We start from the raw sequence: 20162 nt of genomic DNA, 5'->3' as shown, positions 1-20162 counted from the left end.
TCCGCCGAGGCCGGGGCCGGCGCGATCACCCCGGAGGAGTACGAACAGGGCATGGAGCAGTTCCGCGTCGCGGTCCTCGGCGCCGACCCCGGACGCTTCCCGGCCCTGGCCCACTTCGCCCGCGACATCCGCCCTCTCGGGGCCGACCGCCGCGCCGCGTTCGAGGAGATCCTCGCCGCCCACCTCGCCCAGATCGAGACCCAGGTCTAGACGGGTCGAGGCGGGGATCAAGGCGCGGGCATGAGCCCGGCCTCACCGTCGGGAACGGGCTGCTATTCGGCGCGCATGCGTCCGACCTCGGATTGGAAGACCTCCTGCGTACGGCTCAGGAAGGTGGCGATCAGCTCCAGCTGCTCGTCGGTGTAGTCGTCCATCGCCCCCCGCCACGCCTGGACGAACGGCCGGAACACCGGCGCGACGTCCTGCGCCGCCTGCCGCACCTGGAGCGTGACCATGACCTTGCGGCGGTCGGAGCCGTCGCGCTCGCGCCGCACGTAGCCGGCCGCCTCCAGCCGGTCGATCACCCCGGTGACGGACGCGGTCGTGATGCCCGCGCGCCCGGCCAGTTCGCCGGCCGTCATCGGGCCGTCGCTGAGCAGGTTGAGGCAGTGCAGGTCGGTCGTGTTCACGCCGATCCGTTCGGCCGCGGCCTGGCTCATCGCGACCGACCACGCGCCCGTGCGGCGCAGCCCGTCGAGCAATTGGTCCATGAGCTCGGCGCGCCTTGACACGACCACACCAACTCCTTAGCCTTCCAAATATCTAGGAAACCTAGAGATATGACTCTCTAGTGACTAGTTTAGCGGGAGGATTCCATGATCAAAGACGTGATCAAGCGCTTCTACGACGAGGTGCTCAACGCCGACGACCTCGATGTCGCCGACGAGATCGTCGGCCCGGACTTCGCACCCCGCGCCGGTTCCGTACGCGGCCCGGAGGCGCTCAAGGAGACCGCCCGCTACCTCCGCAGCGCGGTGCCCGACCTGCACTTCGACGTCGAAGACATGATCGCCGAAGGCGACCGGGTGGCCACCCGGTGGACGCTGCGCGGCACGCACCAGGGCGACTTCTTCGGCTTCCCCGCCACCGGCGGCCCGCTGGAGGTGCACGCCTGCGTCGTCTTCCGGCTGGAGGACGGCAAGGTGGCCGAGATCTGGCCGGTCATCGACTCCAGCTCGCTCCCGCGCGCCGCGTGACGCACGTCGTGACCTGATCCCGGCCCCGGGGAGCTCCGGCCGGCCCGCCGAAGCCCCCCGGCGGGCCGGCCGGGCACTCATTGCATCCGGGGGGCGACCGATTCGGCGGAGACGGTGACCTCGACGGTGATGTACGGATTGTCCGGCCGCGGGAGCCGCAGCCCGCGTGTGAACTCCTCCACGTCGTCCGGCATCACCTTCGGCTGAACGACGACCTTGACCCGCCCGGTCTCCTCATCCGCGTACGCCGTCATCGTGGCCACCTCGGGACGGGATCCGAGCCGGGAGACGACGGCGTCCCGCACCCGCCGGAGCTCCGCGGCCGAAAATCCCTTGCCGCCGATCAGGGTGACCTCCAGTGGAAGGGTCCTGGCCAGCTCGATCGCCCGAGCCGGGATGCGGCCCTTGAAGCCGACGCGCAGCCCCCGCTGGTCGTCGACGTATCGGACGCCGGAGATCTCATCAGGGAACTGCGCGTTGAGCTTGTCGATCACCCGTTGGTTGGACGACTGCGAGCCGAACCGGTCGATGGCCTCCTCGTAGGAGATCCCCTCCGACCTGGCGATGGCGCCCAGGTCGACCAGCTCGGCGTACGGAATGCCGTCGATCGTCACCTCCGGCTCGGTCGCCGCCGGGTCGTACCCCTCGAAGTCCGTGGGCCTGGGCGACGAGGTGGCGGCCATCCGGGCCGCGTACCGCCGGACCACCTCCTCCAGAGGCCGCCCCGACTCCGCCGCCTCTCGCTTGAGCCGCTCCAGGGTGGGCCGATGCGCCGCAGGCCGGCCGGCACGCGGCAAGACGATCGTCTCGGTCCCGCCCACGGTGGACACCGGACCGGCACCGGACCGGCCGCAGGCGCACACCATCACGAGCAGTGCGATGACGGCCAAACGCGATCTCTTCATACCTCAGGGACGCGCCACCGGCCCGGCGGGTTCAACCGAGCGGTTCCCTATCAATGATAGGTAACTCTATCACTGATAAGGTCTGGCGGGGAGGTGCCGGAAATGGCTCTGGACAAGCAGCGGATCGTCGCCGAAGCGGTCGCGCTCCTCGACACGGAGGGTCTCGACGGCGTCACCACGCGCAAACTGGCCGCCCGGCTCGGCGTACAGTCGCCGACCCTCTATTGGCACTTCCCGAACAAGGCCGCGCTGGTCACCGCGATCGCCGAGGCGATCCTGGAGCAGCAGTTCCCCGAGCCGGAACCGGCCGCGCCCGAGGAGCACTGGCAGGACTGGCTGATCGGCCTGGCCGGGCGGCTGCGCCGCGCGCTGCTGGCCCACCCGGACGGAGCCCGCATCATCGCGGTCTCCCCGCTGTCCCTCAAGATGGCCGGCATCTCGGAACTGGCGATGAGCACGCTGGTCGGGCGTGGCATACCCCTGCCGCAGGCCCGCCTCATCGTCTTGACGGTGTTGCGCTTCACCGTCGGCTACGTCCTGGAGGAACAGGCCGGCCGTCCCGACGCGGAGGCCCTCGACGGCTTCGACATGGCCGCGTACGCAGCGGCGCACCCCACCGTCATGGCCGGTGTGACCGAGTATTTCCAGCCCGGCCGCACCGTCGACGACCTGTTCCGCGACTGCGTGGAGCTGATCGTCCGCGGTCCCGCCGCACAGACCGGCCCCGCGTCCTGACCTTTGAGGCGCGGGAGTCCGCGTGAAAGCCGATCCCGGCACCACGGAATTCCGCGTGAAAGTTGCACGACCCGCCTAACTCCGCCGCAGCTCAGGGCCCTGCCGAGGGGCCTCCGCTTGACCGTTTCAGTACGTCCTGATCACGATCGCACGAGCAAGATCCTCAAGAAAAAAGGGACGTAATGAGCACCCTGCGCATCGCCAGGCCGGCCATCGCATTTGTCACGGGCGCAGCGGTGGCCGCCCAGGTCCTCACCGGCGTACCCGCCGCGACCGCCGACACCACGCCCGACACCGTGCCCGGCACCACGCCCGTCACCGTCACCGTCAACACCCGCGCGGGCCTGGCCGCCGTGTCCGACACCGCCGTGGGCACCAACCACGCGATCTGGGACAGCAACCTCGGCACGAACGAGACCGCCGACCTCCTCAAGGCCGCCGGCGTGAAGATGCTGCGCTACCCGGGCGGGTCGTACTCCGACATCTACCACTGGAAGACCCACACCGCCCCCGGCGGCTACGTCGCCCCCGGCACCGACTTCGACACCTTCATCAGCGGAGCCAGGCGCACCGGCGCCCAGCCGATCATCATCGCCAACTACGGCACCGGCACCGCTCAGGAGGCCGCCGACTGGGTCGAGTACGCCAACGTCACCAAGAAGTACGGCGTGAAGTTCTGGGAGATCGGCAACGAGAACTACGGCAACGGCCATTACGGCGCCGACTGGGAGGCCGACGACCACGCCGACAAGAGCCCGGCCGAATACGCCAGGAACCTCATCGAGTATTCCGACGCCATGAAGGCCGTCGACCCCACCATCAAGATCGGCGCGGTGCTCACCACCCCCGCCAACTGGCCCGACGGCATCGTCGCCGAAGGCGACCAGGCCACCTGGAACGCCACCGTCCTGTCGATGGCCGCCTCGAAGATCGACTTCGTCATCCTGCACTGGTATCCGCCGTACAGCGACGCGGCCGACGTCCTCACCAAGACCGCCCACATCCCCGACATGATCTACCTGGTCCGCAAGCAGATCGCCAAGCACGCCGGCGCCCGCGCCGGTGACATCGGCATCGCGGTGACCGAGATCAACAGCGGGATCGCGCCGAACACCCAGCCCGGCGCGCTGTTCGCCGCCGACGCCTACGCCGGCCTCCTGGAACAGGGCGTCTTCACCGTCGACTGGTGGAACGTCCACAACGGCATCGGCACCGTCACCACCGTCGCCGGCCAGACCGACTACGGCGACTTCGGCATGCTGTCCAGCGGCGGATGCTCCGGCGACACCTGCGAACCCCCGCTGAACACGCCCTTCGCCCCCTACCACGCGCTGTCCATGATCAGCTCGTTCGCCCGCCCCGGCGACCGGTTCGTCCGCGCCGCCACCGACGAGCCGCTGGTCGCCGCGCACGCCGTACGCCGCGCCGACGGCGACCTCGCCGTCCTGCTGATCAACCGCGACCCGGACGCCGAACACCAGGTGAAGATCGACTACGCGGGATTCGCCCCCGCCGCCGGAGCGCCCACCGTGCAGACCCTCACCAACGGCGCCACCTCGATCAGCACCGGCCAGACCGGCACGGCCACCGCCCAGACACTCCCGCCGTACTCGCTGACCACGCTGGTGCTGCACCCGGCCACCGCCACCACCGGCGCCCCCACCGCCCCCGGACAGCCCGCCGCGAGCGGCGTCACCGACAAGACCGCCACGATCACCTGGCCCGCCGCCCAGCCCGGCGCGAGCCCCATCGCCAAGTATGAGATCCACCGCCAGAACGGCGCCGTCACCGAACAACTCGGCGAGACCTCCGGCACCTCCTTCACGGTCCGCAACCTCGTCCCCGGCACCCGCTACACGGTCAACGTCATCACCCGCGACACCGCCGGCCGGGTCTCCTGGGCCTCCCCGCCGCTCACCTTCGCCACCGGCAGCCCCGACGAGAGCTCCTGCTCGGTACGCCTGACCGACACCAACGACTGGGGCAACGGGTTCGTCGCCACCGTGGACGTCACCAACACCGGCACGGCCGCCATCGACGGCTGGACGCTCCACTTCACCTGGCCCACCGCCTGGCAGAGCGTCAGCAGCGGATGGAGCGCCAACTGGACGCAGACCGGGACCTCGGTGACCGTCACCAACACCCCGGACAACGGCAAGCTCGCCCCCGGCGCGAGCACCTCCATGGGCTTCGTCGGCGCCTACAGCGGCCCCAACGTGTTCCCGACCGCCTTCACCCTGAACGGCACCCTCTGCACCGCACAGTGAACCTCTCCACCGCACGTGAACACAGCCCCATGATCGCCGACTTGACTTAGAGCGCGCTCTAACTCCCAGACTGGTCCCCATGGACGAGGGCATGACCATCGCGCAGGTAGCGCAGCGTACCGGCCTTACCGCCCACACGCTGCGCTACTACGAACGCACCGGACTCATGCTGGAGCCGCCGCCGCGCGGCGGCAACGGCCACCGGCGCTACACCGAGCGGGACGCCGAATGGATCGCGCTGCTCACCCGCCTGCGGGCGAGCGGCATGCCCATCGCCGCGATGCGCCGGTACGCCGAGCTCGTCCGCAGGGGCCGGGACACGTACGTGGCCCGCAAGGAGATGCTCGAGGCCCACCGGGCCGACGTGATCGCCAAAATCGAGCAGCTTCGAAGCGATCTCGAGATCGTCGACCAGAAGATCGATCTCTACGCCGCAAAATCAGGGGAGAAGAATGAAGCAGCACACACTCGGCCAGGGCCTCCGCACCTCGGCGCTCGGCCTTGGCTGCATGGGGATGAGCGACTTCTACGGCCCGGGTGACGAGGCCGAATCGATCCGCACTCTCCACCGCGCGCTCGACCTGGGGATCACCCTCCTCGACACCTCCGACGCGTACGGGCCGTTCACCAACGAGAGGCTCGTCGGGAAGGCGATCGCCGACCGGCGCGACCAGGTCGTGCTGGCCACCAAGTTCGGCATCGAGCGCCTGCCCGACGGCACCCGCGTGGGCATCAACGGCCGCCCCGACTACGTACGCCGCTGCTGCGACGCCTCGCTGGAGCGGCTCGGAGTCGACCACATCGACCTGTACTACCAGCACCGCATCGATCCAGGCGTCCCCGTCGAGGAGACCTGGGGTGCCATGAAGGAGCTGGTCGAGGCCGGCAAGGTCCGCCACCTCGGCATCTCCGAGGCCGCGCCCGCCACCGTGCGCCGCGCGCACGCCGTCCACCCGGTCACCGCGGGACAGTACGAATACTCGCTGTTCACCCGGGACATCGAGAACGAACTGCTGCCCACGCTCCGGGAGCTCGGCATCGGCCTGGTGGCCTACAGCCCCCTCGGACGCGGCCTGCTGACCGGCGCGTTCACGAACACCGGGGAACTGTCCGGCGACGACTTCCGCCACCACAACCCCCGCTGGCAGGGCGACAACTTCGCCGCCAACCAGGCCCTCGTGGCCAAGGTCGGCGAGATCGCCGTTACGCTCGGCGCGACCCCGGCGCAGGTGGCCCTCGCCTGGGTGCTCACCAGGGCCGGGGACGACGTCGTGCCGATCCCCGGCACCAAGCGGGTCGTCCGGCTGGAGGAGAACGTCGCGGCCCTGGACGTCAAGTTCGAGCCGGAGCACCTCGACGCGCTCGACTCCCTCGCCGGTCAGGTCGCCGGTGAGCGGTACGACCCCGCCGGGATGAGCACCCTCAACCACTGACCGGCAACCGGGGAGCCCCGCGCCGGGCTCCCCGGTTGTTGAGGGCTGGTCTTTTTGGAGTTGATCTTGGTTTTCCAGCAGTCTGGCGCCTTTACAAAGTAGATCTGATCTATGCGAGCGCTCGCCGAGGCCGCACCGATGGTCAGGAGCTACTCAGTGCCCCCTCAGTCATCGGCGGCCTGCACGGCGGCGGCGATCGGTTCGAGCCCCGCGATCAGCTCGTCGAGCTCGTCCGCGCTGAGCACGTCGTACGCCGGAGCCGCCAGCTCGTCGGTGAGGGCCTCGATTCGCCGCCTGGTCTCCCTGCCGGCGTCGGTGAACCCGCCGGCGGCGTCCACGAGGCCGCGGTCGCGGAGCCCGTCGACGACGGCCGCCAGCCGCGCCTTGGGCAGGTGGTGGATCCGGCCGAAGTCCTCCGCCATCATCCCGAGGGACAGAGCCATCAGGACATGGGCCTCGGTGCCGCCGATACCGTGGGCGACGAGGGCGGCGTTGTGCCCGTCTCCGCGGTGCTCCCGCAGCAGCGTCGCCGCGTGCCACAGCCTGGCCACCGGCTCCTCGGGCACGTCGAGCGCCCGGAGCCCCGCGTACAGCGGCCTGCCCTCGGGCGGCGCGCTGACCGCTGCTCGGGTGGCGAGGTCGGCGATCCGCACCAGGGCGGGAAAGCCGGCCCACTCCCCCAGCAGTTGCCGCAGGGCGGTGGCGCTGGCCTGCTCGCGTACGGCGATCGCCTCCTCCGGAGTGATCTTCCCCCACACCCAGGGGATGTGGCGTGCCACCTCGCCCTCGGCGAAGTTGTAGAAGACCGCGTGCACCACCTCTGCCGGCGCCGCCCCCAGCGGTGCGGCCCGGCCCGCGAAATACCCGTCCCAGTAGTTGCGCATGCCGAGGGCCAGGAACGCCTCGTTCACCACCTCGGAGAAGGTGACGGTGCCGATCGGCTCGACGAGCTCGAACATGCGGTGGACCTTGGCCGGCGGGTGAGACAGCATCGGTCGGCATCTCCCTTTTGGTCGTGGCAGCACCCTCGTGGGTGACCGCTCACCCAAGCTACGAACGGCGCGGCCCGGATCCGACACCTCCGCCGGACGGCCGGTCTCGAAGACCGAGGTTTTCTGAAACCGCAGGAGGCCGGTCGTCGCTCGCGAGCTGCGTGCGGCCGAGCGCGCCGCTTTCGTTGCCGCCTTCCTGAGTTCGCCTTTCGTCGGCGGCGTCTCCATGGCCGGCCGATGCCGCGGTACAGCGCGGACGGGGGCCGGCACCGCAGAACTTGCCGCATGCGGTTGTAACATCTATGGTTACGACCAGAGTCGGGGAAAGGCGGAGTTCGACGTGAGCGCCAACAGCAGACTGACCATCGCGGCGCATGCCCTGACATGGATCGGCCTGTATCAGCGGCGTGGCCACGAAGTCGCCACCTCCGAGCAGATCGCGACGAGCGTCAACACCAATCCGGTGGTGATCCGCCGCCTGCTGGGCGAGCTGCGCAAGGCCGGTCTGGCCGAGTCACGGCGGGGGGCGGGGGCAGGCTGGGTGCTCGCGCGAGACCTGGCGGCGATCACCCTGCTCGACGTCTACCAGGCGGTCGAACCGGGACCGCTCTTCGCCCTGCATCCCGCGGCACCGGACCCCGAGTGCGTCGTGGGCCACGGCATCGGACCAGTGATGACCGCCGTGTACGACCATGTGGAGGCCGCTCTGCGCAGGGAGCTGGCCAGGACGACGCTGGAGGACGTGCTGCAGGACGTCTTGAAAGCCTCCTGATCCGGACCGCCGGCTTCCCTGACCGAAGGTGATCGCACTCCGCACATCACCGATGTAACCGAAATGGTTACATCAAGAATCGGAGCGCCTCATGGGACAGCCGGACGAGGCGCCGAATCGGCGAAGTGGCACGCCTTCGACGCTCCGGGGCGTCTGAGCCGCGCACGTGCGACCGCCACCGGCGCAACGCCTGCGACACAACGACACAGCAAGGAGTGAGTCATGAAGAGCCGAATTCGGGCTCCCGACAGTCCACCTCGGCGCGCCGCGTGAAGGCGGGGCGCTCATGCAGTGCGGCGGGCCGCTGAGCGGCACGCACTGGCTGTTCCAGGGCTGAGGCCCGACCGGCACCTCAGGCAGACGAAGAGACAGCAGACGAAGAGACAAAGGACAAGGACAACGACGATGGCGACAGATGCTCAGACCTCGCGGACCGTGGCCGAGAAGTTCCTGGAGCGCCTCGGCAGGCAGGACCCCGACGGCATCCAGGAACTGTTCGCCGAGGAGATCGACTGGCACGTCCCCGGCAGTGACGCGCTGCCCTGGACCGGGCGCCGTACGCGCCGGGAGGAGGTCGCGCCGTACTTCACCACGATGTGGCCGCACTTCGCGCACGGCAGGAGCAAGGTCGTGCTGGAGCGCGTCATCGTCGACGGTGGCGACGTGGTGCTGCTGGCGGTCTTCACGCATACCGCCGTGGCCAGCGGCAAGGAGTTCACCACACCGGTGGCCATGCACCTGGCCGTCGAGGACGGCCGGATCGTTCGCATGCACCTGTACGAGGACACGCTGACCGTCGCCGAGGCGTTCAACGCCGCCTGAGCGGGAGAGCACTCAGGTCCCCGCGGCACGGCCGGACGTGTACGTAGAGGGTCGGCCGAACACGGCCAAAACCGGATCGGACAGCAGAACTCGCCCTACGGCATGCTCCGCATCATCGTCGCGCTCATCCAGAACGGGCTGTACGCACATCAGGGATGGTCCGCGCCCAGCGCGGGCCACCCCTGAGATCGTTCGTCGCTCAGAGCCGACCAGCTGACGGTCGACCCTCGGCACTGGGCCCCGGCCCGAGGCCGGATTGTTCGCTCATGTCGAGCTCGCGCACGGTGGGGCACCACTCGGTCACCGGAAATTGGTCCTGAATACGCCCGCAGGATCGGATCTTATCGAGGGTACCGATTCCTGCCAGGCTGAGGGACATGACGACAACGGCAACGCGTTTCGACGGCCAGGTGCTCACCCCTGGCGACACCGGCTACGACACCGCCCGCACCATCTGGAACGCCATGATCGACCGGCGTCCGCGAATGATCGTCCGCGCGGCGAGCGTCGCCGACGTGGTCACCGCCGTACGGCTGGCCCGCGAGCAGGACCTCGAGATCGGCGTGCGCTGCGGCGGCCACAACGCCGCCGGCTTCGCCGTGCCCGACGGTGGTCTCATGATCGACCTCACGCCCATGGGCGGCGTGCGGGTCGATCCGGCCCGCCGCCGGGCACGGGTGCAGGGCGGCGCGCTGCTCGGTGCGCTGGACCGGGCGTCCCAGGCGTACGGCCTGGCCACCACCGCAGGCAACGTCTCCCACACCGGCGTCGGCGGGCTCACGCTCGGCGGCGGCATGGGCTGGCTGGCCCGCCAGTATGGCCTGGCCTGCGACAACGTCGCCTCCTACACGGTGGTCACCGCCGAGGGCGACGTGGTCACCGCGAGCCGCACCGAGAACCCCGACCTGTTCTGGGGCCTGCGCGGCGGTGGCGGCAACTTCGGCATCGTCACCGAATTCGAGTTCCGGTTGCACCACACCGGCACGCGGACGCTGGTCGCCGAGTCCGACTTCCGCGCCGAGGACGCCGTCCCGGTCATCGAGCGCTGGCGCGACCTGAACGCCGTCGCGCCCCGGCAGGCGACGTTCACCGCCAGCGTCGCGAGCTCTCCCGCCGGCCCGATCGCCACGCTGGGGTTCGTGTGGGTCGGCGACCCGGACGAGGGCCGCCGGCTGCTCCCCGCGATGGCCGCGCTCGGGCGTCCGATCGCCTCCCGCGTCACCACACCGTCCTACCTCGAACTGCAGCAGCGCGACGACTCCACCGGCGGCCACGCGTACCGCCGCTATTCCACGGGGCACTACCTGCGGAGCTTCCCCACCGCGGCGATCGAGGCCTCCCTGCTGCGCGGCCGCTCCGACCTGACCGCGAGCCCGGAGCTGCCGGGCGTCGGCCTGCAGGCTCACGGCGGCGCGATCAACGACGTCCCGGACGCGGACGCGGCGTTCAGCCACCGCGGCACGATGTTCGAGTTCGGCGCCGGCGCCCGCTGGACCGACCCGGCCGAGGACGACGCCAGGATGGGTGCGGCCCGCGCGGCCGGCGCCTCGCTCGAGCCGTACGCCAGCGGCGTCTACGTCAACTCGTTGTCGGCCGACGAACTGGCCGACGGGAAGCGCGGCGTGCGGCGGGCGTACTCGGCGGCGAAGCTGGCCCGGCTGACCGCTTTGAAGACCGCCTACGACCCGGCGAATGTGTTCCACCTGAACCAGAACATCCGCCCGGCCCAGTGACGGCGGCGCTGTGACGGGCCCGTCAGGATCCGTCCCGGATGGCCGCCGCCAGCAGCGCGACCCCCTCGGCGATGGCGCTCTCGCTGAGGATGGCGTAGCCGAAGATCAGGCCACCGGGCCCGCTACCGGAGATCCGGAACCGCCCGACGCCCTGGATGCGGAGCCCGCGCCGGGCGGCGGCCGCCACCACCGCCACCTCGTCGAGGCCGGGCGGGAGCCAGGCGACCACGTGCTGCCCGGCGGCGATCCCGGCCGGTCGCAGATCCGGCAGCTGCGTGCGCAGCGCGTCCAGCAGCGCGTCACGCCGGCGCCGGTAGACCGGACGCATCCGGCGCAGGTGACGGTCGAACTCGCCGCGGCCGAGAAAGTCGGCGAACGTCAGCTGGTCGATGACCGACGAACCCCGGTCGGCGAGCAGCTTCGCCGACGCGACGTCGGCGACCAGGTGAGCGGGCACCACCATCCAGCCGAGCCGCAACCCCGGCGCGAGCGTCTTGCTGGCCGTGCCGCAGTAGACGACATGCTCGGGCGCCAGGCCCTGCATGGCGCCCACCGGAGACCGGTCGTAGCGGTACTCCGCGTCGTAGTCGTCCTCGATCACGATCGCGCCGCGGCGTCTCGCCCAGCGGATCACCTCGGCCCTGGCCGCAGACGACAGCACCCCGCCGGTCGGCCACTGGTGCGACGGCGTGAGGACCAGCGCGTCGGCGTCGACCAGGTCGAGGGCCTCGACCTGAACGCCGTCCGGGCCCACCGGGATGCCGACCACGTCCAGACCCGCGGCCGCTGCGAGCACCCGGGCGTCGTCGTCGGACGACGGGTCCTCCAGGGCGATCCGCCTGGCGCCGCGCCGCGCGAGCACCTGGATCAGCAGCGAGATGCCCTGCCCATAGCCGTTGCAGACGACCACGTTGCCGGGGTCGGCCAGCGTGCCGCGCACCCGGTTGAGGTAGTCGCACAGGGCCTGCCGCAGTTCCGGCACCCCGCGCCCGTCGAGGTAGACGAACCGGTCGTTGGGTGTGGTGGTGAGCACGGTGCGCACCGAGCGCAGCCAGGCGGCCCGCGGAAACTGCGACACGTCGGTGCGCCCGTATCCGAAGTCGATCCTGAAGCCGGCACCACGGGGGTCCGGCTGCGCCGTCGCCGCCCCAGTGCCTGCGTCGGCTTCGGTAGCGGCCGGCGGCATCGACACGGCGACCTGGGTGTAACCCCCCGATCGGCTGGCGAGGTAGCCCTCGGCCACGAGCTGCTGGTAGGCCTCCACGACCACCCCGCGAGAAACCCCGAGCCCGGCCGCGAGCGTGCGGGTGGGAGGCAGCGACGCGCCCGCACGCAACCGGCCGGCCCGGATGCTCGCGCGGATGGACGCCTCGATCTGCCGGTGCAGTGGCACCCCGGCGTTGCGGTCCAGTTCGATGAGCAGGTCCTCGGCCGGGCCGGAGCCGGTCCTCAATCGCCCCACGGGATCGGACCCTACCGGGCCGGCGCTGTCGGGGCTCGTGGCGGATGTGTTCGTTTTGTGAGGTTGTTCGACAGCCGAGCGCCTTTACAAAGTAGATCAGGAGAGGAACTCGCCGAGCAGACGGGTGACCTCGTCGGGGCGCTCCAGGCTCGGCAGGTGACCGGCCCAGTCGAGTTCGAGCAGTGTGGCGTCCGGCAGCCTCTCGGCCAGGTGACGCCCGCTCTCCCGGAAGTACGGCAGGTCGTGCCCGCCGGTGACCACCAGCGTGGGCGTGGTGACCACCGTCAGGTCGATCGGGTCCCTGCCCCGTTCGGGCTCGGGATCGGCGGCGAGCTGTACCTCGAACGCGTGCCGCTGCATCGCGGCCAGCCGCGTCCTGACCGGCTCGTCCGCCTCGGGACCCAGCCACGTGCGGACGTTGAGGTCCACCGCTCCTCCAACGTCGCCCGCCTCTATCAGCCGGTCCTCCTCCGTCCCGAACGCTTCCAGGTCGGGGGTCGGAGGCAGGCCGCAGCCCGCGTTCAGCAGCACGAGCCGCGAGACGAGGCCGGGATGCCCGGTCGCGAGCTCAAGCGCGACCCGCCCGCCGTACGACGATCCGACGAGCCCGACCTGGCGCAGCCCGAGGGCGGCGAGCAGGTCCGCCACGTCGCCGGCGTCCGTGTAGGGCCCGTCGGCGACGCACGGCGTGCGCCCGTGCCCCCGGAAGTCGAGCCGGATGACGCGGAACCGCTCGCCCAGCGGCTTCCACTGGGGATCCCACATGCCCGAGTCGGCGACGCCGGAGTGCAGCAGGACGACGGGCTCGCCGGAGCCGCTTTCCTCGTGCCAGACGGTCATCGGGCCTCCAAAGCGACGCGGACGCCGAGGGCGACCAGGACCGTCCCCGACACCTGTTCCAAACGGCGGCGGACCGCGGGCCTGCCGAGCACGGCGCCGGCCTGGCCGATCAGCCAGATCACCCCGACGTACCAGGCGACGTCCACGACCACCCAGATCACCGCGAGCATGGTCAGGGTCAGCGGCACATTGGCGCCCTGGGGCACGAACTGCGGCAGGAACGACATCGCGAACACGGCCGCCTTGGGATTGGCGCCGCAGGTGGCGAGCCCCAGGCCGTACGAGCGGCGCCATCCGCCGCGCGCCTCTCCCCCACCGTACGGCACGCCCGGGTCGAGCGCCTCCGGCGCCCGCCGGGCCTTCCACAGCGACTGCACGCCCATCACGATCAGCAGCGCGGCGCCCACCGCCTTCATGACGCCGTAGGCGACCTCCGAGGCCAGGACCAGCGCGGACAGACCGAACACGGCGGCCATCGCCCACAGGAAGATGCCCGTTTCGTTGCCGAGGAGCGCCGCCACACCGGACGAGCGCCCGGCCCTGAGCGTCTGTCTCAAGATCACCGCGGTGCTGACACCCGGGATCATCGCGAGCAGGAAACACGAACCGACGAAAGCGATCCAGATCATGCGCTCATGGTTTCGGCCGGGCTCCGAGCCCCGCAACCGCATTACCAGCCGGTGCACCGCTCCGTGAGGTGGCTGTGCCTCCCCGGCGCGAGAAGGAGAAAAGGGGACTGTCCATCCCTTTCCACCTTCAACGTATAGCGTCCAGGGGGGCTTGCGGCAAGGCCCCTGCCGTGCCCCACAATCATCGGCCGGAAGCAGCGCCTGCGGAAAACGGGGGACGCGACGTGCGCGTTGCCGTCGACGCATGGGCCGCGCGGGGACTTCGTCACGCCGGTTCGGGCGCCTTGGTGCGTTGAACGGTCGCTAGCGACCCAGATCGGAGCTGATGACGTGAACCCGCTGCCCACCAGCGCGTTCGACCTTCCCGGCCACCTCTCCCACAAGGCCGATCCGAAGTTGGTCGCCGCCGACGAGCGGCACTTCGCGGCCATCGCGGAGAGCCTCGAACAGTCGATCGCCGACCTGGCCGGTCGCCTCGACGCCGAGCTCAAGGCGCCCGGCGGCAAGGGCAGGCAGGCGATGGACCGGGACTTGGAGGTCCATCGCCTGACCGCCCGCCTGCGCGTGCTGCGTCGTTTCGGTCTCGACCTGTGCCTCGGACACATGGTCGGCGAGGACGATCCCGAGCCCGTGTACATCGGACGGCTCGGCCTCACCGACAGCGCCGGTCGCCGGCTGCTGCTCGACTGGCGCTCCCCCGCGGCCGAGCCGTTCTTCGGCGCCACACACGCCAATCCGATGGGTCTGGCCAGCCGCCGCAGGTATCGCTGGACCCGGGGCCGGATCAGCGACTACTGGGACGAGGTGTTCACCCCGGACGGGTTCGAAGGGCACGCCGCGCTCGACGACCAGTCCGCTTTCATCGCGAGCCTGGGCGGCAGCCGGTCACCGCGGATGCGCGACGTGCTCGGCACCATCCAGGCCGACCAGGACGCCGTCATCCGCGCCGGGTCCCGGGGCGCCCTCGTCGTCGACGGCGGTCCGGGCACGGGGAAGACCGTCGTCGCCCTGCACCGCTCCGCCTATCTCCTCTACTCCGACCCTCGCGTCGGCCACCGCCGGGGCGGCGTACTGTTCGTCGGCCCGCACCAGCCCTACCTGGCGTACGTCGCCGACGTCCTGCCCAGCCTCGGCGAGGAGGGTGTGCAGACCTGCACCCTGCGGGACCTCGTCCCCGAGGGAGCGGCCGCGACGGTGGAGACCGACCCGGATGTGGCCCGCCTGAAGTCGTCCGCGGACCTGGTAAAGGCGATCGAGCCTGCCGTCAGGTTCTACGAGAATCCGCCCACCACGCCGATGACGGTCACGACCCCCTGGTCAAGCATCCCGGTCAGCGCCGACGACTGGGCCGAGGCGTTCGACGCACCCGACCCGGGCACTCCCCACAACGAGGCGCGTGACCAGATCTGGGCGGAACTGCTCACCATCCTGGTGGACAAGCACGACGGCGACGCGCCGGCCGACCTGGTCCGCAAGTCGCTGCTGCGCGACAGGGAACTGCTCACGACCTTCAACCGCGCCTGGCCGCTGATCGAGCCGGCCGACCTCGTCGGAGACCTGTGGTCGGTGCCCGCCTACCTGCGGTTGTGCGCACCGTGGCTCAGCCCCGACGAGGTGCGGAAGCTGTAGCGCGCGGACGCCCAGGCCTGGACGGTGTCCGACCTGCCGCTCCTCGACGCGGCGCGGCAGCGGCTCGGCGACCCGGAGGCGTCGCGACGCAGGCGACGCAGGGAGGCCACGCTCGCCGCCCAGCGCGAGCACATGGCGCAGGTCGTCGAGAACCTGATCGAAGCCGACGACGACGGCGAGGGCCTGGTGACGCAGCTGCGCCGGGAGGACCTGCAGCGCAATCTGGTCGACGAGTCCGAGCTGCCCGCGCCCGACCCGGACCGGCTCGCCGGACCGTTCGCGCACGTCGTCGTGGACGAGGCGCAGGAGCTCACCGATGCGGAGTGGCAGATGCTGCTGCTCCGCTGCCCGTCCCGGAGCTTCACGATCGTCGGAGATCGCGCACAGGCCAGGCACGGGTTCACCGAGTCGTGGCAGGAACGGCTCAAGCGGATCGGGCTCGATCGGATCGAACTCGCCTCCCTGAGCATCAACTACCGGACGCCGGAAGAGGTCATGGCGGAGGCCGAGCCGGTCATCCGGGCCATGCTCCCGGACGCCAACGTGCCGGTCTCCGTCCGCAGCAGCGGCGTCCCCGTCAAGTACGGCTCGCTTTCGGAGCTGCGCTCGATCTTCGACAGTTGGCTCGCCGCCAATGCCGAGGGGACCGCCTGCGTCATCGGCCATCCCGCGTTCCAGGGCAGCGCGCGCGTCCGTTCGCTGTCCCCGGAACTGTCGAAGGGGCTCGAGTTCGACCTGGTCGTCCTCGTCGACCCGGAGAAGTTCGGCGAAGGCATCGAAGGGGCGGTCGACCGCTATGTCGCCATGACCAGGGCGACCCAGCGGCTCGTCATCCTCACGAGCTGACGTCTCGCCCGCGTACGGCGTCGATGCCGCGATGCCCGGGCTCCGACGACGGTGCCGCGCCCGCCCCTCCCGCTTGCCGCCACCGCCGGTCGCGCGGGCTCAGAACCGATAGCGGAGAATGCGTGCCCCTTGCCGGGACAAGGCCGTGCTGCGGGCCATGAGACGGCTCAGCGCGCGCAGGGGTTGCGGGAACAGGGCCGTTTCCGGTGCGCGGGTGACGAACTGCTCCTCGACCAGTTCGAGGCCGGCGTGCCAGGACTCCGGTTCGTGCGGGTCGTCGAAGCCCTGGGCGGCCTTGACGCCGAGCGCCTTGATCGTCGGGTGATATTTCATCGTCCAGGCGGCGAATCGCGTGTAGCCGTTGAGCGCGAGCTCGCCCGAAGGGAAGTGGCCGGTCAGCGCCCGGGTCAGCGACTGGAAGGAGTCGCCGGTCATGAAGGGGAACACCCCCTCGGCGACGATCATCGCCGGGCGGTCGCCGGGGACGGCTGTGATCCAGTCTGTACTGGTGAGGTCGGCTCCGACCAGGTGGGAAGGGCCGGGCAGGCACTCGGCCCGCAGGTCCACCACTTCCGGGAAGTCGATGTCGTACCAGTCGACGCCGGGCGGCGGAGCACAGCGGAACACCCGGGTGTCCAGGCCGCAGCCCAGGTCGAGCACCACGCATCCGGGATGAGCGGCCATGAAGGCGCGGACGACGTCGTCGAGCTTCTTGGTGCGCAGTGCCGTGCTGACGACGAGGCTGGGCTTGACCTTCAGCTTGCCGAAGTCGTAGTCGATGGTGTCTGCCAGGTCGGCGGCGAGCGTGTCGCCGAGGATCGGGCTGGGCCGTACGGCGTCCAGGGCCTTGGCGTAGAGAGTGAGGAGCGACGTTTCCTGGATCAGCCCGAGCTGGGGGTGCAGGCGGTGCATGGGGATTCCTTAACGGTGTAACGGATGACGGGCTGCGAGGTCCTGCAGCCACGTCAGGGAGTCGTGGGCGGCCTTGATGCGCTCGGTGCGGTGCCCCTCGCCGCCCACGATGTCGAGCCCTTCGTCGGCGATCTCGCCGAACGCGCTCAGGCTTTCGAGCTTGCGCTGGATGACCTTCTGCCAGGCGTCGTCTTCGATGCGGTAGTAGGAGACGCGATCGCCGGGCCTTCTCACCTTCTTGACCAGGCCGATGGCCGTGAGGAAACGCATGTTCGAGGTGAGCGAAGCCCGGCTGGCCTGGATGACGTCCGCGATCTGGCCGGCGGACTGCTCGGCCGGATCGCAGATCATGAGCCAGCCGAGGATGCGCCCGGTGATGGGCGGCAGCCCCCACTCCTCGACGCAGAAGGCCGCCACCCGCTCCACCCAGCGGAGCAGCCGGTCCTGCTGTGCCTCAGTGCTCATCGTCGCGTCCTCCCTTGTCGATCGCGTGCCGGTTCCGTGTGCCGGTTCACTGTGCCATGGCGGCCACCGTCTCGGAGGTGGGTGTCGGGGTGATGTCCGCGAGGCACTTGGGCTCGCCCGCGCAGCGGGTGACGAGGCCGTTGAAGGCCACGCGTTCCATGGCGTGCTCCATAACTGGTTGCTAGTTGTTTCAACTCTGACTGAAATGTCTATCAATGTCAATCTTTGCTTGGAACGACCCTCGATCGCCCGCGGCGGCGACCGCGCGGACTCCGACCCGAATCCGGCCTGACGCGTCCGCACACAGGTTTGGAGCATTGCTCCACATGGAGTACGGTTCCAGTGTTGGAGCGATGTTCCAAACGCTGCCCTCTGAGAGCCTCCGCCGGGCGGCCCTGGTCGAAGGAGCCTCGACGTGTACGACGTGGTGATCGTGGGGGCCGGCCCGGTGGGCCTGTTCCTCGCCGGTGAGCTGGCGCTGGCGGACTGCTCGGTCCTGGTGCTGGAGCGGGACGAGGAGCCGTCCACACCGTGGAAGACGCTCCCGCTGGGGATGCGGGGCCTGAACCCCGGATCGATGGAGACGTTCTACCGCCGCGGGATGCTGGGAGAGCTACTGAAAGGCTCGGGCGCCGACGGGGCGCAGGTCGGCGCGGACCCCGGCGCGCGGGAGGCGCCCGCGCCTCGTGCCGTGAGCCATTTCGCGGGCATGCCGCTCGACCCGGCCGGCATCGACACCGCCGCCCTTCCGTTCCGGCTGCCCGGCCCGGCGATGGAGGGCATCATGACCAGCCTCGACGCGGTCTGCACGGTGCTGGCCGAGCGGGCGGCCCGGCTCGGCGTACAGGTCGTGCGGGGTGCTGCCGTCGAGGCCGTGGCCCAGGACGGCGACACCGTCGTCGCCCGCGCAGGCGGGCGCGACCACCCGGCGCGCTGGCTCGTGGGATGCGACGGCGGGCGCAGCACGGTGCGCGAGCTCGCGGGCTTCCGCTTCGCCGGCACGCCGCCGCTGTTCACCGGCTACGTCGCCCACGTCACCTTCGCCGATCCGCATGCGCTGCGCCTGGGCTTCACCCTGACGCCGACCGGCATGTATCTGCGGACGCCCTTCGATGGACATCTGGGCATGATGGATTTCGACGGCGGCGCCTTCGATCGCTCGCAGCCGTTGACGCGCGAGCACCTTCAGACGGTCCTGCGCCGGGTCTCCGGCACCGACGCGACCATCACCGAGGTGCATCTCGCCTCCAGCTTCACCGACCGCGCGATGCAGGCCACGACCTACCGGCACGGCCGCGTCCTGCTCGCCGGCGACGCCGCCCACATCCACTCCCCGCTCGGCGGCCAGGGCCTCAACCTCGGCATCGGCGACGCCGTGAACCTCGGATGGAAGCTCGCCGCTACCGTCCACGGCACCGCGCCGGACGGCCTGCTCGACACCTACACCTCCGAACGCCACCCCGTCGGCGCGGCGATCCTCGACTGGTCACGCGCCCAGGTCGCGACCATGAACCCCGGCCCCAACGCCCCGGCCCTGCGACGCCTCGTCCACGATCTGCTCGCCACCCGCGACGGCACCACTCACGTGTTCCGCAGCACCTCGGGACTGTTCCATCGCTACGACCTGGGCGATGAGCACCCACTCGTCGGCCGGACCGCCCCGGACTTCCACTTCGCCGACGGCACCCGCCTCGGCGACCTGCTGCGCGAAGGACAGGGCGTCGCGCTCGACTTCACCACCGGCCAGTGCCTGCACGACGCGGCGACGAGCTGGAAGGACCGGATCCGCTACGCGGCCGGGCCGGTGCGCGACGACCTCGGATTCGGCGCCCTACTGATCCGGCCCGACGGCGTCGTCGCTTGGACCGGCGGACGCGACCCCGACCGCGAGGCGTTCCGGCACGCTGCGGCCCGCTGGTTCGGCGACCCGACCCTCATCGCGGCTTAGGAAGGGCTCGGCGCGGCCGAGGAGGCCCTGCAGACGAAGGCGCTACAGACGAAGGTTCTACGGACGAAGGTTCTACGGACCAAGGCACTGCAGAGCAAGGGCAGGTGACCCTGGCGCTCAAGAAGCGCCGCCTAACCCTGGCACTCCAAGAAACTCCGCGGGTCGATCCGCGGCGTCGGCGAGCGGGCTGATCCGCAATCGGGCGGCCGAAGTGGCGCGCCAATGGAACAGCGATGGAACAACGGCACGCTGTGAAGCGACCGTCAGGAACCGGTACTCCCCGCGCACGCTTCTTCCATGAACGGTTTCTCCCTTGAACCCGTGCCGAGCGAGGCGTCGTCAAGTCGTCAAAAGGGCGGTGTCTCGAGGTCGCGCTGGATGAAACTTGCTCCCGATTCGTCCTGTGATGTGCCGTTGTCCTGCGCTTCCCTGCCGCGACTGTCGGCATCGGCTGTCCGCTTTGTCTGCCTGCCCGCTGCTTGTGCCGGGGTTTCTGCGGGGGTTTGTGCTGGTGGGGTGGTGGGAGGGCATGGTGGGGCCATGATCGTGTCTGGTGCTCCGGGGAGGTCGGCGGGC

General features: G+C 70.3%; 18 protein-coding genes and 1 pseudogene. 11 read left to right on the top strand and 8 right to left on the bottom strand.

The window, feature by feature from the left end; translation table 11 throughout:
• The first annotated feature begins 51 nt into the window (after positions 1–51).
• On the top strand, positions 52–210 hold the full coding sequence (locus tag HCK04_RS41575; protein ID WP_205831114.1) for a hypothetical protein: 159 nt from the start codon (positions 52–54) through the stop codon (positions 208–210).
• 62 nt (positions 211–272) lie between these two features.
• Here the strand turns inward: HCK04_RS41575 and HCK04_RS35380 are convergent, their stop codons facing one another.
• Positions 273–737 (bottom strand): MarR family transcriptional regulator, encoded by a 465-nt coding sequence (locus tag HCK04_RS35380; RefSeq protein WP_142651712.1) that lies wholly within the window; start codon positions 735–737, stop codon positions 273–275.
• Between the two features lie 78 nt (positions 738–815).
• Between HCK04_RS35380 and HCK04_RS35375 the strand changes: the two genes are divergently transcribed.
• On the top strand, positions 816–1196 hold the full coding sequence (locus tag HCK04_RS35375) for an ester cyclase (RefSeq protein ID WP_142651711.1): 381 nt from the start codon (positions 816–818) through the stop codon (positions 1194–1196).
• Positions 1197–1273: 77 nt separating this feature from the next.
• On the opposite strand, the gene HCK04_RS35370 is transcribed toward HCK04_RS35375, so the two are convergent.
• Positions 1274–2086 carry a hypothetical protein gene (locus HCK04_RS35370; RefSeq protein ID WP_142651710.1) on the bottom strand — a complete coding sequence of 271 codons (813 nt, stop codon included), beginning with the start codon at positions 2084–2086 and terminating at the stop codon, positions 1274–1276.
• Between the two features lie 117 nt (positions 2087–2203).
• Between HCK04_RS35370 and HCK04_RS35365 the strand changes: the two genes are divergently transcribed.
• The 4 genes from HCK04_RS35365 (at position 2204) to HCK04_RS35350 (ending at position 6536) form a co-directional block, all read left to right on the top strand.
• Positions 2204–2836: a TetR/AcrR family transcriptional regulator C-terminal domain-containing protein gene (locus HCK04_RS35365; protein WP_142651709.1), complete on the top strand. Its 633-nt coding sequence runs from the start codon at positions 2204–2206 to the stop codon at positions 2834–2836.
• A gap of 182 nt (positions 2837–3018) precedes the next feature.
• The gene (locus tag HCK04_RS35360) at positions 3019–5103 is read left to right on the top strand and encodes a cellulose binding domain-containing protein (RefSeq protein WP_142651708.1); all 2085 of its coding nucleotides are present in this window, start codon (positions 3019–3021) and stop codon (positions 5101–5103) included.
• 79 nt (positions 5104–5182) lie between these two features.
• Positions 5183–5644, top strand: a complete 462-nt coding sequence (locus HCK04_RS35355; RefSeq protein WP_142651707.1) for a MerR family transcriptional regulator — start codon at positions 5183–5185, stop codon at positions 5642–5644.
• Positions 5556–6536 (top strand): aldo/keto reductase, encoded by a 981-nt coding sequence (locus HCK04_RS35350; RefSeq protein WP_142651706.1) that lies wholly within the window; start codon positions 5556–5558, stop codon positions 6534–6536. The genes HCK04_RS35355 and HCK04_RS35350 overlap by 89 nt, the downstream gene beginning before the upstream one ends.
• Before the next feature lie 164 nt (positions 6537–6700).
• On the opposite strand, the gene HCK04_RS35345 is transcribed toward HCK04_RS35350, so the two are convergent.
• On the bottom strand, positions 6701–7528 hold the full coding sequence (locus HCK04_RS35345; RefSeq protein WP_205831113.1) for a hypothetical protein: 828 nt from the start codon (positions 7526–7528) through the stop codon (positions 6701–6703).
• Positions 7529–7868: 340 nt separating this feature from the next.
• Between HCK04_RS35345 and HCK04_RS35340 the strand changes: the two genes are divergently transcribed.
• The 3 genes from HCK04_RS35340 (at position 7869) to HCK04_RS35330 (ending at position 10855) form a co-directional block, all read left to right on the top strand.
• Positions 7869–8300: an Rrf2 family transcriptional regulator gene (locus tag HCK04_RS35340; RefSeq protein WP_142651705.1), complete on the top strand. Its 432-nt coding sequence runs from the start codon at positions 7869–7871 to the stop codon at positions 8298–8300.
• Between the two features lie 405 nt (positions 8301–8705).
• A complete protein-coding gene (locus tag HCK04_RS35335; protein WP_142651704.1) occupies positions 8706–9122 on the top strand; it encodes a nuclear transport factor 2 family protein in 417 nt (138 codons plus the stop codon).
• Between the two features lie 377 nt (positions 9123–9499).
• Complete coding sequence (locus HCK04_RS35330; protein ID WP_142651703.1) at positions 9500–10855, top strand: FAD-binding oxidoreductase; 1356 nt, start codon at positions 9500–9502, stop codon at positions 10853–10855.
• A 22-nt stretch (positions 10856–10877) separates the two neighbouring features.
• Here the strand turns inward: HCK04_RS35330 and HCK04_RS35325 are convergent, their stop codons facing one another.
• The 3 genes from HCK04_RS35325 to HCK04_RS35315 all read right to left on the bottom strand — a co-directional run bounded on the left by HCK04_RS35325 (position 10878) and on the right by HCK04_RS35315 (position 13786).
• Entirely contained in the window at positions 10878–12317 is a 1440-nt protein-coding gene (locus HCK04_RS35325; protein ID WP_142651702.1) for a PLP-dependent aminotransferase family protein, read from the bottom strand.
• 96 nt (positions 12318–12413) lie between these two features.
• Entirely contained in the window at positions 12414–13157 is a 744-nt protein-coding gene (locus tag HCK04_RS35320; RefSeq protein WP_142651701.1) for an alpha/beta hydrolase, read from the bottom strand.
• Positions 13154–13786: a LysE family translocator gene (locus HCK04_RS35315; RefSeq protein WP_142651700.1), complete on the bottom strand. Its 633-nt coding sequence runs from the start codon at positions 13784–13786 to the stop codon at positions 13154–13156. Before HCK04_RS35315 ends, HCK04_RS35320 begins: the two co-directional genes overlap by 4 nt.
• A 330-nt stretch (positions 13787–14116) precedes the next feature.
• Between HCK04_RS35315 and helR the strand changes: the two are divergent.
• Positions 14117–16261 (top strand): annotated as a pseudogene (helR, locus tag HCK04_RS35310) (RNA polymerase recycling motor ATPase HelR).
• 99 nt (positions 16262–16360) lie between these two features.
• On the opposite strand, the gene HCK04_RS35305 reads toward helR, so the two are convergent.
• Positions 16361–17173 (bottom strand): class I SAM-dependent methyltransferase, encoded by an 813-nt coding sequence (locus tag HCK04_RS35305; RefSeq protein WP_142651699.1) that lies wholly within the window; start codon positions 17171–17173, stop codon positions 16361–16363.
• 9 nt (positions 17174–17182) lie between these two features.
• Complete coding sequence (locus tag HCK04_RS35300) at positions 17183–17638, bottom strand: transcriptional regulator (protein ID WP_142651698.1); 456 nt, start codon at positions 17636–17638, stop codon at positions 17183–17185.
• A 415-nt stretch (positions 17639–18053) separates the two neighbouring features.
• Here HCK04_RS35300 and HCK04_RS35295 point away from each other — a divergent pair, with 415 nt between their 5' ends.
• On the top strand, positions 18054–19586 hold the full coding sequence (locus HCK04_RS35295) for an FAD-dependent oxidoreductase (RefSeq protein ID WP_142651697.1): 1533 nt from the start codon (positions 18054–18056) through the stop codon (positions 19584–19586).
• Positions 19587–20162: the final 576 nt, after the last annotated feature.

The organism is Microbispora sp. CL1-1, assembly GCF_012034195.1.
Lineage (GTDB): Bacteria > Actinomycetota > Actinomycetes > Streptosporangiales > Streptosporangiaceae > Microbispora.
Note: the sequence above shows the minus strand (reverse complement) of the source record. Positions and strands in the feature narration are given on the sequence as shown.